This is a genomic window from Streptomyces sp. JLYT201 (assembly GCF_059448825.1).
In genome coordinates, this window is sequence record NZ_CM182551.1 from 3,558,524 (window position 1) to 3,571,551 (window position 13,028).

Consider the following 13,028-nt stretch of genomic DNA (forward strand, 5'->3'; position numbering starts at 1 on the left):
CCCGCCGGGCCCAGCGACCACCGGTCGCCGGGCCCGGGCCACCGCAAGACCGACGGAAGCCACCGGAAGGCCGCTGAGCGGGCCCGAGGCCACCGGCACGCCGACGGCGGAACACCGGCCTTCGGCAGTCGCGCGGCCGCCGAGGGCCCGCGCCGGGCCGAAGCCGCGGCAGGCCCGCGGCCACCGAAGGCCGAAGGGCGGAAGCCACCGAAGGGCGGAACCCGCCGAAGGCCCGCGGCAGGCGCGCACCCTGCCGCACCCCTCGTCACACCTCGTCGCTGAAAGGCACCACCCGTGACAACGGACATCACCAAGTCGGGCTCGCCCGGCCCCAAGGACGAGCCGCCACGCTCCGCACCGGAGGCCATCAAGGCCGTCCCGGTGCGGCACTACGGCCGCTACGTAGCCGGCGTGCTCGCCCTCGGCGTACTCGGCGCGATCATCTACGCCTTCTCCCAGGGCGACATCAACTGGGACGCCATCCCCGACAACTTCTTCGACGAGCGCATCCTCAAGGGTGTCCGCGAGACGCTGATCCTCACGGTCCTCTCGATGCTCATCGGCGTCGTGGGCGGTGTGCTCCTGTCGGTGATGCGCCTGTCGAAGAACCCGGTGACCTCGTCGATCGCGTGGTTCTACATCTGGTTCTTCCGGGGCACGCCGGTCCTGGTCCAGCTCTTCGTCTGGTTCAACCTGGGCTTCGTCTTCGAGTACATCAACCTCGGGCCGATCTACCAGGACGAGTGGTCGGACTTCATGACGCCGTTCCTGACGGCGCTGCTGGGCCTCGGTCTGAACGAGGCCGCGTACATGGCGGAGATCTGCCGCGCCGGTCTGCTCTCGGTCGACGAGGGCCAGACGGAGGCCTCGCAGGCGCTCGGCATGAGCCACGGCAAGACGCTGCGGCGCATCATCATCCCGCAGGCGATGCGCGTGATCGTGCCGCCGACGGGCAACGAGGTCATCAACATGCTGAAGACGACCTCCCTCGTGGCGGCCGTCCAGTACTACGAGCTCCTGCGCTACGCCCAGGACATCGGCACCTCGTCGGGCGCCACCGTCGAGGCCCTGCTGCTCGCCGCCACCTGGTACCTGATCATGACGTCGGTCCTCAGCGTCGGCCAGTTCTACCTGGAGCGGTACTACGCGCGCGGCTCCTCGCGCAGCCTGCCGGACACGCCTTTGCAGAAGATCAAGGCCAATATGTTGTCGCTGGGCAACCGCTCGGGAGTGCGCTGATGACCGCCATGGTGAAGGCCGAGAACGTCCACAAGTCGTTCGGCCACGTAGAGGTTCTCAAGGGCATCGACCTGGAGGTCAAGTCCGGCGAGGTGTTCTGCCTCATCGGCCCCTCCGGCTCCGGCAAGTCGACGTTCCTGCGCTGCATCAACCACCTGGAGAAGGTCAACGCCGGCCGTCTCTACGTCGACGGGGAGCTGGTCGGCTACCGGCAGAAGGGCGACAAGCTGTACGAGCTCAAGGACAGCGAAGTCGCCATGAAGCGCCGGGACATCGGCATGGTCTTCCAGCGCTTCAACCTCTTCCCGCACATGACGGCCCTGGAGAACGTCATGGAGGCGCCGGTCCAGGTCAAGGGCCAGTCCAAGGCGGCGGCGCGGGAGCGCGCGGGGCAGCTCCTGGAGCGGGTCGGGCTCGCCGACAAGGCGAAGAACTACCCCTCGCAGCTGTCCGGCGGCCAGCAGCAGCGCGTGGCCATCGCCCGCGCCCTGGCGATGGATCCGAAGCTGATGCTGTTCGACGAGCCGACGTCGGCGCTCGACCCGGAGCTCGTCGGTGACGTGCTCGACGTGATGCGCGACCTCGCCGAGTCCGGCATGACGATGGTCGTCGTCACGCACGAGATGGGCTTCGCACGCGAGGTCGGCGACAGCCTCGTCTTCATGGACGGCGGCGTGGTGGTCGAGTCCGGGAACCCGAGGGACGTCCTGACGGACCCGCAGCACGAGCGGACGAAGTCGTTCCTGTCGAAGGTGCTGTAGTCCTCGCGGCGCGGAAGGGGCGGTCCGGATCCTTCGGGATCCGGACCGCCCCTTCCTGCCGGGCGCGCCGAAGTCCCTACTTCAGGCCTAGGACCATGGCGTCCGACGGCGACGACCACACCGTGCGGGCCTCCGCGAAGCCCGCCTCGCGCAGGGTGCGGGCGTGCCACTCGGCGGGCGGGGTGTCGCCGTCCGCGTGCTCGCCGTAGATCTCGAAACGCTTGGCCGTGGGCCCCGCGAGCACCGGGTCCTGCGCGGCGATCGCCCACCAGTCCGCCCAGTCGAGGGCGCCCGCGGCCCGGGCCTCGGCCTGGCGGGCGTGGCGCTGCTCGCGGTCGGCGGCGTTGAGGCGCGGCGTCGTCGGGTCGGGCATGTGGTCGGCGTTGAGGAAGACGCCGCCGTCACGGACGAGCCCGCCGAGCCGGTGGTACAGCGCGGCCAGCGGCTCGCTGTACAGCCAGTGCAGGGCGGTGGCGGTGAGCACGGCGTCGTAGGAGTCGTGCGGCAGCTGCGCGGCCCAGTCCGGGTCCTTCAGGTCCGCGGTCACGAAGGTGACCCGGTCGTCACCCGCGAAGGTGCCCTCGGCGATGGCGAGCAGGGCCGGGTCGAGGTCGACGCCGACGCTGGTGGCCCCGGGGAACCTGGCCAGGAGCCGGGCCGTGATGGTGCCCGTGCCGCACGCGAGGTCCAGGACGCGGGGCTCGCGGCCGACCAGGGCCTCGACCATGTCGAGCATGACGCGGAACCGCTCCTCGCGGTCCGGCATGTACCACTCCTGCTGCCGGTCCCAGCTGTCCTGCCAGGCACGCCAGTCGGTTCCGAATCCCGTACCGCTAGCCGTTTCCGTCACCGGAAGCCCTCCGTCCCGTACTACCCTCGATTAACCTCGACAGGTAACACCCGCGATAGAACATCGACTGTTACCACGCCCGCAGACGAAGATAGCCCGCCCCGGTAAGGACTACAAGTGGAACTGGCCTATTACTCGGACTACGCCGTACGTCTGGTCAACACCGAGGAGCCGGCGCGCAACAAGGACACGCTGACGTCGGTCGAGGCGGTCCGTGAGCTGTTCGGGGCCAACCAGCAGGCGGCCCGGCGCGCCACGGACTCGGACGTGACGCGCTTCCGCTCGGTGCGGGCCCGGCTCAGGTCGGTCTTCGAGGCGGCGGACGGCGGCGACGAGACCCTCGCCGTGGACCTGCTGAACTCCCTGCTCCTGGAGTTCCCGGTGAGCCCGCAGATCTCCGGCCACGACTACCGCGACGACGACGGCCGTCCGCTGTGGCACATGCACCTGGCCGACCACCCGTCGAACGTCACCGCCGGGTACGCGGCGATCGCGGCCATGGGCCTCGCCTTCCACCTCACCGAACACGGCGTGGACCGGCTCGGCCTGTGCGAGGCGGCGCCGTGCCGCAACGCCTATCTGGACACCTCGACCAACCGCTCCCGGCGCTACTGCTCCGACCGCTGCGCGACCCGCGCGAACGTGGCGGCCTACCGCGCGCGCAAGCGCCTGGAGAGCGAGCGGTCGGCGAGCACGGGACGCACGGCGGAGAAGGTCCAGGAGACCAGCGCCGTCAGGGAGAGCTGACGCCGCCCCAGCGCCTCACGCTCCTCGCGGAACCTGCCGAGCGGCCGGAAGCGCCCCCGCACCCGGGCGAGCACCAGGTCCTCCGGCACCACTCCGTAGACGTTGCTGTCGCCGCCCGTGTTGTACGGGTTGTCGCCGAGCACCCACCAGCCGCCGTCCCGCCGCTCGACCGCGCGCTTGACCACCAACAGGTCCTGCTGCAGCGGATGCCGCAGGATCACCACGTCGCCGGGCCGCACCCGCGCGCCGTGCTGCACCAGCATCCAGTCCCCCGGATTCAGCGTGGGCACCATCGACGGTCCGTCGACCTCGATCAACTGGAACGGCACGCGTGTCTCCCGCCCGTCTGCCGTCATTTCCGGCATCAGACAACCTCCCGGTCCCATCCTCCACCAGTTCCAGTGTGACCCTGGACTTTTGACCTAAGCCCATGGGGGCACTCGCGAAAACGCGTCTCTCACGGAGTAATGTCCCACCTGAGAAGACGATCACGAGGAAGGACAGCTGAATGCTTTCCCGCCTGTTTGCCCCCAAGGTCAAGGCCAGCGCCCACTGTGACCTGCCTTGCGGCGTGTACGACCCCGCCCAGGCCCGCATCGAGGCGGAGTCGGTCAAGGCCGTCCAGGAGAAGATGGCCGCGAACGACGACCCGCACTTCCAGGCCCGCGCCACGGTCATCAAGGAGCAGCGCGCCGAGCTCGCCAAGCACCACGTCTCGGTGCTGTGGAGCGACTACTTCAAGCCGCCGCACTTCGAGAAGTACCCGCAGCTGCACGTGCTGGTCAACGACACCCTGAAGGCCCTGTCGGCCGCCAAGGCGTCGACGGACCCGAAGACCGGCGAGAAGGCCCTTGAGCTCATCGCCGAGATCGACCGCATCTTCTGGGAGACCAAGAAGGCCTGATCTCAGGGCGGTTCACACGGTGGAGGGGCCCGGCAGGAGCGATCCGGCCGGGCCCCTTCTCCATGCCGCGGCCCGGCTGCCCGGCCCCTCGGCGACCCGCTCGGTGGCCCGCTCGGTGACCCGGTCCGCCGCCCGGTCCGCCGCCGCGGAAATCGGTTGCTCCCCCGCCGCGCCCCCTGCTGCACTGGTCGTGGCCCACCCGTACCTCCCCGACCAGGAGACTCCAGATGCGCCAGACGTCCATGTCCCGCCGGAAAGGAATCGCCCCCCATCACGAGGACATGACGCCCTGTGCCGTCGCACACCCCTTCACCCCTTCTGAACTTGGGAATCCTGGCGCACGTAGACGCCGGTAAGACCAGCCTGACCGAGCGGCTCCTGCACGCCGCCGGTGTCGTCGACGAGCTCGGCAGCGTCGACGACGGCAGCACGCTCACCGACTCGCTGGCCCTGGAGCGGCGGCGCGGGATCACCATCAAGTCCGCCGTCGTGTCGTTCGCGCTCGACGACGTCACGGTCAACCTCATCGACACGCCCGGCCACCCCGACTTCATCGCCGAGGTGGAGCGCGTCCTGAGCGTGCTCGACGGCGCGGTGCTCGTGGTGTCGGCCGTCGAGGGCGTCCAGCCGCAGACCCGCGTGCTGATGCGCACGCTGCGGCGGCTCGCCCTGCCCACGCTCGTCTTCGTCAACAAGGTCGACCGCCGGGGCGCCGACATCGAGCGCGTACTCACCGAGATCGGCCGGAAACTGACCCCGGCCGCCGTCGCCCTGGGCACGGTCCGCTCCCCCGGTACGCGGGGCGCGCGCGCCGTCCGCCACGCGCCCGAGGACGCCCGCTTCCGCGCCCTCCTCGCCGAGTCGCTCGCCGAGCGGGACGACGCGCTGCTTGCCGCGTACGTCGCGGACGACCACGCCGCCCTCACGTACGCGCGGCTGCGCGCGGCCCTGGCGGAGCAGACGCGGCGGGCCGAGGCGCACCCGGTGCTCTTCGGCTCGGCCATCACGGGCACCGGCCTCGACGCGCTGACCGACGCCGTCAAGGATCTGCTGCCCCGGGCCACCGGCAGCCCCGACGGGCCGCTCGCGGGCACCGTCTTCAAGGTCGAGCGCGGCACCGCGGGCGAGAAGGTGGCGTACGCGCGCCTGTACTCCGGCACGCTGCGCGTGCGCGACCGGGTGCCCTTCGGGGGCCGCGCGGAGCCCGGCAAGGTCACCGCGGTCGGCGTCTTCGAGCAGGGCGCGGCCGTGCGCCGCGAGGCCGCCGTCGCCGGGCAGATCGCCCGGGTGTGGGGGCTCGGCGACGTACGGATCGGGGACGTGCTCGGCGAGGTCCGCGCCGTACCGGAACGGCACGCGCCGCGGCGGCACTTCGCGCCGCCCACCCTGGAGACCGTCGTCGAGCCGCGCCGGCCGGGCGACAGGGGCGCGCTGCACACCGCGCTCACCCGGCTCGCCGAGCAGGACCCGCTGATCGGCCTGCGCCAGGACCCGCTGCGCCAGGAGGTCTCCGTGTCGCTGTACGGCGAGGTCCAGAAGGAGGTCATCGAGACCACGCTCGCCGAGGAGTTCGGCGTCGGCGTCGACTTCCGCGCGACCACGGCGCTGTGCGTGGAGCGGGTCGTCGGGACCGGCGCGCACGTCGAGGTCATCGACACGGACCCCAACCCGTTCCTCGCCACGGTGGGCCTGCGCGTGGAGCCCGCGCCGCCGGGGTCCGGGGTGGCGTTCCGCCTCGGCGTCGAGCTGGGTTCGATGCCGTACGCGTTCTTCGCGGCGGTCGAGGAGACCGTGCGGGAGACGCTGCGGCAGGGCCTGCACGGCTGGCAGGTCTCCGACTGCCTCGTCACCCTGACGCGCTGCGGGTACTGGCCGCGCCAGAGCCACGCGCACGCGGTCTTCGACAAGAGCATGTCGAGCACGGCCGGGGACTTCCGCCGGCTGACGCCGCTCGTCCTCATGGCCGCGCTGCGGGCGGCGGGCACGCGGGTGCACGAGCCGGTGCACCGGTTCCGGCTGACCGTGCCCGCCGATGTTTTCGGCACCCTGCTGCCCGTGCTCGGGCGGCTCGGGGCGGTGCCGCACGCCCCGGCGGTGCACGGCTCGGCGTACGTGCTCGACGGCGTGGTCCCGGCCGCGCGCGTGCACGAGCTGGAGCGCCTCCTGCCCGGACTCACGCGCGGCGAGGGCGAGATGGAGTCCGCCTTCGAGCGCTACGAGCCGGTGCGCGGGGCACCGCCGGAGCGCCCGCGCACGGACCACAACCCCCTGGACCGGAAGGAGTACGTGCAGCGGGTCACGCGGCGGACGCAGGCGGGCTGACGCGGCGGACGCAGGTGGGCCGACGCGACGGACCCAGGTGGGCTGACGCGGCGGACGCAGGCGGGCCGACGCGGCGGACGCAGGCGGGCCGACGCGGCGGACGCAGGCGGGCCGACGCGGCGGACGCAGGTGGGCTGACGCGGCGGACGCAGGCGGGCCGACGCGGCGGACGCAGGCGGGCCGACGCGGCGGACGCAGGCGGGCCGACGCGGCGGACGCAGGCGGGCCGACGCGGCGGACGCAGGCGGGCCGACGCCGTCCCCCGGGGCCGGGGGACGGCCCCCGTCAGTCCGTGGCCTCCCCGGTGACGGCCGTGACCGTGGCGGAGTCCAGGAGCGCGGCGAGGCGGTCGTGGTCCGCCAGGATGTTGATCTCGACGATCCTGCCGTCGCGGACGGTGAACTCGCCGACGGAGAACGGCTTGCCGTCCACCACCGACAGCTGACCCACCCTGCCGTTGACGAGCACCAGGTGCGTGGCGAGCGCGACGGTGGCGAACGAACGCGCCCCCGCCACCACCGCCTGGGCGCCCCGGACCAGGCGCGAGAGGCCCGCGACCTCGCCGCCGTCGGCCCGCAGCACCACGTCCGGGTCCAGGAGTTCGAGCAGCGCGTCGAAGTCGCCACCGCGCGCCGCCGCGAGGAACGCCTCGACGACCTCGCGCTGCTTGGCCCGGTCCGGGTCCGGCACCGGCGCCGCGTCGCGCACCCGGCGGCGGGCCCGGCTCGCCAGCTGCCGGGTCGCGGCCGGGGCCCGCTCCACGATGGGCGCGATGTCCTCGAACGGCACGGCGAACATGTCGTGCAGCACGAACGCCAGGCGCTCGGCCGGGCTGAGCGTGTCGAGTACGACGAGCAGCGCGAGCCCCACCGAGTCGGTGAGCAGCGCCTCCTCTTCGGGGTCGACCGTCTCGCGGCGCCCCGGCAACGCGCTGACCTGCGGGTCGGGCACATAGGTGTCGGGCACGTCGAGCGACTGCTCACCGCGCTGCTGGCGGGCCCGCAGCAGGTCCAGGCAGACGCGGCCCACGACGGTCGTCAGCCAGCCGCCCAGGTTCTGCACGGCGTCGCTGTCGGTGCGGCTGAGCTTGAGCCAGGCCTCCTGGACGGCGTCCTCGGCCTCGCTGAGGGAGCCCAGCATGCGGTACGCGACCGCCTTCAGGTGGGGCCGGTGCTCCTCGAAGCGCTCCGCCAGGAGATCTCTTCCGTCCATCTGTCACATTCCTTCGTCGCGATCCGTCAAAGCAGTGACACACCGAGAACGGCGGTGCGTCACCCGCCGCGCGGCGGCGCCGACCAGAAGATCACGAAGCGGTACGTCCACGGTATCGATCCCCGCCCGAATGTGACATGGGCCTGTGTGTGATGTGGAGGACAGACAGATGGACGCGCGTATGCCCCCGGACCGAATGACCGGACGGCCCCGCTCCGGTGGACGGGCCGGGTGACGGGGCCGCCGCGCGCGGTGACGGGCGACACGGGGTGGGGCGCCCGGGTCAGCCGAGCAAGGGGGCGAGGGCCGCCCGCAGGTCGTCCGGCCCGCGGTACAGCACGCCCTTCATGCCGAGCGCGGTCGCCGCGGCCACGTTCTCCTCGCGGTCGTCCACGAACAGACAGCGCGTGACGGCGGCTCCGACGCGCTCGGCGGCCAGTTCGTAGATCCGCCGGTCGGGCTTGGCCAGGCCGAGCGCGGCGCTGCCGACGACGTCGTCCACCAGGGCCGTCAGGCCGAGCCGCGCCAGGTCCTCGTCCAGCCAGGGCGTGGCGTTGGTGACGATCGACACCGGTACGTGGGCGCGGGCGCGGCCCAGCAGGTCCACGACCGTCCGGTCGGCCCAGAACGCCGAATCGGCCAGCGCGAGCCCCAGTTCGTGGCCGCGCGCCGCGGCGAGCCCCCGGCGTTCGACGAGCCCGGCGGCGATCGCCGCCACCCACTCGTCCTTGCCGATCCGGCCGAGCATCAGCGGCAGATCGGTCTCGGGCGCGAAGGCGATCTCGGCGGTGGCCCCCTCGGGCAGCCCGGCCGCGCGCTCCAGCTCCGTGAGGCGGGACATGTCGTAGAAGCGGATGACGCCGTCGAGATCGGTGAGCACGGCGTCGAAGGGGCGGGGGCGCACGGGGTCGGCCGGGCGTATGAGGCCTGCCTGGGTGTCGGTCACCGGATGAGGCCTTCGAGTCGGGTCATGGCCCCATCATGCACACGGCCCCACCGACCGGTGATCCCGTGTGCGCGCCGGGCCCATGCCCTCAACAGCCGCAGGCCTGCCCGCGGGCACCAGGGTCTCCGCCGGTGGCGGGACGACGATCCCCGCCCTCGGCACGGCCTTCACCCGTCGCGGCGGAGCCTCCGACCTCGGTGGCGAGGACGCCGTCCCCGGCGGTGGTGCCTCCGACCTGGGTGGCACGGCCTCCGTCCCCGACGGTGCGGCTCCCGACCTCGGGGGCACGGCCTTCGCCGGTGGCGGTGCGGCCCCCGTCCCCGGCGGTACGGCCCCCGTCCCCCGACCACACCGCCCACGCGCAGGCCACGATCACGAGCGCCACCGCCCCGCGCTGCCGGGCGTTCAGTCGCTCGCCGAGGGCGGCGAAACCGACGGCCGCGCCCGCCGCGGGCCCGAGGGCCAGCAGGACGCCGAAGGCGCGGACGCCGATGCGACGCAGGGCGAGCAGGTCAAGGGAGTACGGGATCAGGGACGAGAGGAGCGCGACGACGAGGCCGGTGGCGAGGACTCCCGGGCACCGCGCGACGGCCGCGCCGTCGGTGAACGCCGCGACCGGAACCAGGAGCAGCGCGCCCACCGCCAGCGCCACCGTGAGCCCGGACCAGTCCGGGAAGAGCCGCCCCACGCGCCGGTTGAGCACCACGTACGCGGCCCGGCAGCCCGCGGCGAGCGCGCCGAGCGCGAGGCCCGCGACCGGCAGCGCCCCGCCCGGCGCCGCGAGCAGCAGCACTCCCGCGAGGGCGAGCAGCCCCGCGCACAGCTGTGCCGGGCTGCGCGAGAGCGCCAGGGCGAGCAGGAGCGGCCCGAGCAGTTCGAGGGTGGCGGCGACCCCGAGCGGCAGCTTCCCGATGGCCTGGAAGTACGCCGTGTTCATGGCGGCGAGCACCACGCCGAGCCCCACGGCGGCCCACCACCGCTCGGCCGTGAACCGCCGGGCCCGGGGGCGCACCACGCACCACAGCACGAGGGCCGCGAACCCGAGCCGCATGCCCGCGAGGGCGGTCGGACTCACCTGCCCGTACGCGGCCTTGGCGACCGCCGCGCCCGCCTGGAGGCTGACCACCTGCGCGAGCACCAGGCCGAGGGCGCCGCGCGCGGCGCGAGTGTTCCCCATGGACCCAGCGTGATGTCATGCCCTTATGCATTTCAACCATTACGGAGGCGAGGCCGCACTGCTCGCCGCGGACCTGGTGAACGCGTATGCGACCCCGGGCGGAGCGGGCCCGGGCGAGGCGGCCTCGGATGGCGCGGGCCCGGATGGCACGGGCCCCGATGGCATGGGCCCGGATGACGCGGGCCGCGACGGCGTGGGCCGCGACGCCGCGGACCCGGGCGAGGCGGATCCGAGAGGCGCAGATCCAGGCGCCACGGCCACGGCTGTCGACCCCTCCGCCCTGCTCGCCGCGCACGGCATCGTGGAGCACGCGCTCGGCCCCGCGCAGCGGCGGGACCTCCGCGCCTGGGCCCACCGCCTCGCCGGCTGCTTCGGCCCGCAGGACCTCGCGGAGCGCTGCGCCCGCCTCAACCAGCTCCTCGAAGAGGCGTCGAGCCGCCCGACCATCGCCCTGCACGACGGCACCCCGCACTTCCACTACAGCGCGCCCGGCGCCGACCCCGCGGCCCACGTCCGCGCCCTGACGGCGGCCGGGCTCGCGTACATCGTGTGCCACGCGGACGCGCGCCGCCTGGGCCGCTGCGCCCGCGCGGGCTGCGGCCGCGCCTTCGTGGACACCTCCCGCGCGGGCCGTCGCGCGTACTGCTCGGTGCGGTGTGCCAACAACGACGCGGTGGCCCGGCACCGGGCGCGCCGCCCGCGCTGAACGGCCGCTAGGCGAGCGCCCGCCGCACCGCCGCCCGCACCCGCTCCAGGTCGGCACGGACCGCGTCGTACGACGCCTTGTGCCGGGATATGTCGTACCGCTGCTTCTCGGCGGCCACGGCCCACCACACCCCTGCCGTGTTGTGCTCGCGCTTGCACTCGATGTCGGCGACGGCCGTGCCGCGCTCCCGGGGCGTGCGCCCGGTCCGCCCGTCGCCGCCGCGCCGCCAGGCCTTGTCCCGGAAGGCGGCTTCCGGGCTGGCGTAGCGGGCGAAGCCCTTGCCCTCGACGCAGTCGGCCCAGACGTCGAGGGCGCGCCGCATCCGCCGGTCCTTGGCGACGGCCTTGTCCAGGGCCGTGCGGCGCTTCGTGACGTACCAGGTCGTGCGCGGCTCGTCCTTGACGTCGGCCCTCAGCTGCCGGGCGGCGCGCTGGGAGCAGCCGCCGCGCGGCACCTCCCGGCCCTCGGCCTTGGAACCGCCGCTGCTCGGGCCCTCGCCCACGCCGCGCAGCACCGCGTACTCGTCCTGTGTGATCAGGCGCCCCTTCGAGAGCCGCCGCTCGCGGTACTCCTTCAGGGCGTCGCCGTCCACGCCGTAGCCAAGGCGTCGGGCCCGGTCCAGGTCGAGCGAGCCGGTGAGCGTGGTCGAGACGATCGCCGCGACGGCGACGCTACCCAGGGTGGTGTCGCGCTCATGCCAGTGCAGCGGGAAGTCGGTGAAGCCGTAGGACTGCATGCAGACCTGGGTGAGGCGCAGGGTGGCGGCCTCCTGTCGGTCGTAGTCGCGCCGACTGAACTCGTAGCGGTCCAGAGGAAGTTCCGGAAGGTCGCGCTCCGAGTCGACCTCGGGTGCTCCGGGCAGCTGCGCACCACGGGCCGACGCACCGGCCCCGTCCCGGCCGCCTCCGACCCCGCACCCGGCGAGGGCCACCACCGCCACCACCGCGGCGACGGCCCACCACTTCCCCCATGTGACCTTCATGCTCGCGACCTTAGCGGCGCCCACTGACAATGGGCCGTCCGCGCAGGCCAGTTGGGGGTACAGCCCCCCGGAGCACCCACCGAGAACCCGGCGACCCCGCCGGAAGTTCCGGGCGCCGACGGTTCAGGCGCCGGGGTCCGGTTCCGTCTCCACGACCGACTTGGTGTCGGCCCCGGCGGGGCCGGGCGTGCGGGGACGCGCCTTCTGCGGCGGAGCGCCCCGCCGCCTGCTCTTGTGACCGCGCCTGCCCCGGTCCTCGGACTGCTCCTCGATGACGCACGCGTCGCACGCGGGGTTGTGGCACGGGGCCGGTCCCCAGACGGGGACGAAGACCCCGAGCACTTTGCGTCGCTTGACGGCCGTGCCGACCTGCCGTCCACAGCTGGGGCAGACGTGCTCACCCTCGGGACGGGGGACGGACCGGCTCCCATCAGTGCCCATAAGGCCAGGATATGGCGATTTATGAGGGCCGCACAGCCCGAGGGCGCCTGCTTGCGGCCCGAGGGTCACCCGTCCGCACGCTGCCGCGCGTAGTTCCGTACGACGACTCCGTTGCCGAAGACCCGGGACGAGGTCAGCGCGAAGCCGCTGACGGCGGACTCCACGCCCGAGAACATCGGCATGCCGGAGCCGAGCAGCACCGGGTACGTCTTCAGTACGAGCTCGTCGATCTCGTCGCGCAGCAGGCCCGCGAGCCGCGCGCCTCCGCACAGCCAGATGTCGAGGTCGCTCTCCTCGGCCTTGAGTGTGCGGACCTTGCCGATGAGGTCGTCGGCGATGACCTGCACCTTCGGGTCGGGCGCCGCGCCCAGGCTGCGCGAGGCGACGTACTCGCGCAGATGGGCGTACGGGCTGGGGATGCCCTCGTCCAGGCCGACCTGGTAGGTGTTCCTGCCCTGGATGACGGTGTCGAACTTCTGGTTCGGCGCTCCGTCGAAGCCGAGGACGCGACGTCCGGCGACGGAGATCGTCTCCGGGTACTCCGTCTTCAGGAACTCCAGGAACTCCTCGTCCACGTACGGCATGTAGGCGTTGGCGTCTCCGCTCGGGTCACCGATGAACCCGTCGATCGAGACGGCGACGAAGTAGGTGAGCTTGCGCAAGCCGGAACCTTTCCAAGACGGCGGGTGAGCGTTCATGGAGGGCCGCTTCCGCCGCCCTCCAGGCGGGACGTGCGGGGAT

The 13,028-nt window shown here is 73.0% G+C and carries 14 protein-coding genes; 6 read left to right on the top strand and 8 right to left on the bottom strand.

What is annotated here, in order from left to right; translation table 11 throughout:
* Positions 1-294: 294 nt before the first annotated feature.
* Positions 295-1,239: an amino acid ABC transporter permease gene (locus tag AC5WAM_RS14180; RefSeq protein WP_366790293.1), complete on the top strand. Its 945-nt coding sequence runs from the start codon at positions 295-297 to the stop codon at positions 1,237-1,239.
* A complete protein-coding gene (locus AC5WAM_RS14185; protein ID WP_301549596.1) occupies positions 1,239-2,000 on the top strand; it encodes an amino acid ABC transporter ATP-binding protein in 762 nt (253 codons plus the stop codon). Before AC5WAM_RS14180 ends, AC5WAM_RS14185 begins: the two co-directional genes overlap by 1 nt.
* A gap of 76 nt (positions 2,001-2,076) precedes the next feature.
* Here AC5WAM_RS14185 and AC5WAM_RS14190 read toward each other — a convergent pair whose 3' ends face one another.
* Positions 2,077-2,850, bottom strand: a complete 774-nt coding sequence (locus AC5WAM_RS14190; RefSeq protein ID WP_366790294.1) for a class I SAM-dependent methyltransferase — start codon at positions 2,848-2,850, stop codon at positions 2,077-2,079.
* A gap of 117 nt (positions 2,851-2,967) precedes the next feature.
* On the opposite strand from AC5WAM_RS14190, the gene AC5WAM_RS14195 reads away from it, so the two are divergent.
* Positions 2,968-3,597, top strand: coding sequence for a CGNR zinc finger domain-containing protein (locus AC5WAM_RS14195; protein ID WP_138961748.1), 630 nt, complete (start codon positions 2,968-2,970; stop codon positions 3,595-3,597).
* On the opposite strand, the gene sodX is transcribed toward AC5WAM_RS14195, so the two are convergent.
* Complete coding sequence (gene sodX / locus AC5WAM_RS14200) at positions 3,501-3,962, bottom strand: nickel-type superoxide dismutase maturation protease (RefSeq protein ID WP_138961747.1); 462 nt, start codon at positions 3,960-3,962, stop codon at positions 3,501-3,503. The two genes, AC5WAM_RS14195 and sodX, sit on opposite strands and share 97 nt — an antisense overlap.
* Positions 3,963-4,105: 143 nt before the next feature.
* On the opposite strand from sodX, the gene sodN reads away from it, so the two are divergent.
* Both sodN and AC5WAM_RS14210 read left to right on the top strand, forming a co-directional pair.
* Entirely contained in the window at positions 4,106-4,501 is a 396-nt protein-coding gene (sodN, locus tag AC5WAM_RS14205; RefSeq protein WP_030683420.1) for a superoxide dismutase, Ni, read from the top strand.
* Positions 4,502-4,819: 318 nt separating this feature from the next.
* Entirely contained in the window at positions 4,820-6,823 is a 2,004-nt protein-coding gene (locus AC5WAM_RS14210) for a GTP-binding protein (RefSeq protein WP_495523586.1), read from the top strand.
* 285 nt (positions 6,824-7,108) lie between these two features.
* On the opposite strand, the gene AC5WAM_RS14215 is transcribed toward AC5WAM_RS14210, so the two are convergent.
* The 3 genes from AC5WAM_RS14215 to AC5WAM_RS14225 form a co-directional block, all read right to left on the bottom strand.
* Positions 7,109-8,035 (bottom strand): sigma-70 family RNA polymerase sigma factor, encoded by a 927-nt coding sequence (locus AC5WAM_RS14215; protein ID WP_366790295.1) that lies wholly within the window; start codon positions 8,033-8,035, stop codon positions 7,109-7,111.
* A 283-nt stretch (positions 8,036-8,318) separates the two neighbouring features.
* The gene (locus tag AC5WAM_RS14220; RefSeq protein ID WP_495522796.1) at positions 8,319-8,981 is read right to left on the bottom strand and encodes an HAD-IA family hydrolase; all 663 of its coding nucleotides are present in this window, start codon (positions 8,979-8,981) and stop codon (positions 8,319-8,321) included.
* Between the two features lie 88 nt (positions 8,982-9,069).
* Positions 9,070-10,158, bottom strand: a complete 1,089-nt coding sequence (locus AC5WAM_RS14225; protein ID WP_495522797.1) for an EamA family transporter — start codon at positions 10,156-10,158, stop codon at positions 9,070-9,072.
* A 25-nt stretch (positions 10,159-10,183) separates the two neighbouring features.
* Here AC5WAM_RS14225 and AC5WAM_RS14230 point away from each other — a divergent pair, with 25 nt between their 5' ends.
* The gene (locus AC5WAM_RS14230) at positions 10,184-10,864 is read left to right on the top strand and encodes a CGNR zinc finger domain-containing protein (RefSeq protein WP_495522798.1); all 681 of its coding nucleotides are present in this window, start codon (positions 10,184-10,186) and stop codon (positions 10,862-10,864) included.
* A gap of 7 nt (positions 10,865-10,871) precedes the next feature.
* Here AC5WAM_RS14230 and AC5WAM_RS14235 read toward each other — a convergent pair whose 3' ends face one another.
* The 3 genes from AC5WAM_RS14235 to AC5WAM_RS14245 all read right to left on the bottom strand — a co-directional run bounded on the left by AC5WAM_RS14235 (position 10,872) and on the right by AC5WAM_RS14245 (position 12,949).
* Positions 10,872-11,846 carry a hypothetical protein gene (locus AC5WAM_RS14235; RefSeq protein WP_495522799.1) on the bottom strand — a complete coding sequence of 325 codons (975 nt, stop codon included), beginning with the start codon at positions 11,844-11,846 and terminating at the stop codon, positions 10,872-10,874.
* A gap of 123 nt (positions 11,847-11,969) precedes the next feature.
* Entirely contained in the window at positions 11,970-12,287 is a 318-nt protein-coding gene (locus AC5WAM_RS14240; RefSeq protein WP_495522800.1) for a hypothetical protein, read from the bottom strand.
* A gap of 65 nt (positions 12,288-12,352) precedes the next feature.
* Positions 12,353-12,949 carry a dihydrofolate reductase family protein gene (locus AC5WAM_RS14245; protein ID WP_495522801.1) on the bottom strand — a complete coding sequence of 199 codons (597 nt, stop codon included), beginning with the start codon at positions 12,947-12,949 and terminating at the stop codon, positions 12,353-12,355.
* Positions 12,950-13,028: the final 79 nt, after the last annotated feature.

Coding starts and splice junctions, on each gene's coding strand:
- AC5WAM_RS14185 (WP_301549596.1), top strand. CDS start 1,239: ATGACCGCCATGGTGAAGGCCGAGAACGTCCACAAGTCGTTCGGCCAC.
- sodX (WP_138961747.1), bottom strand. CDS start 3,962: ATGCCGGAAATGACGGCAGACGGGCGGGAGACACGCGTGCCGTTCCAG.
- sodN (WP_030683420.1), top strand. CDS start 4,106: ATGCTTTCCCGCCTGTTTGCCCCCAAGGTCAAGGCCAGCGCCCACTGT.
- AC5WAM_RS14215 (WP_366790295.1), bottom strand. CDS start 8,035: ATGGACGGAAGAGATCTCCTGGCGGAGCGCTTCGAGGAGCACCGGCCC.
- AC5WAM_RS14225 (WP_495522797.1), bottom strand. CDS start 10,158: ATGGGGAACACTCGCGCCGCGCGCGGCGCCCTCGGCCTGGTGCTCGCG.
- AC5WAM_RS14230 (WP_495522798.1), top strand. CDS start 10,184: ATGCATTTCAACCATTACGGAGGCGAGGCCGCACTGCTCGCCGCGGAC.
- AC5WAM_RS14235 (WP_495522799.1), bottom strand. CDS start 11,846: ATGAAGGTCACATGGGGGAAGTGGTGGGCCGTCGCCGCGGTGGTGGCG.
- AC5WAM_RS14240 (WP_495522800.1), bottom strand. CDS start 12,287: ATGGGCACTGATGGGAGCCGGTCCGTCCCCCGTCCCGAGGGTGAGCAC.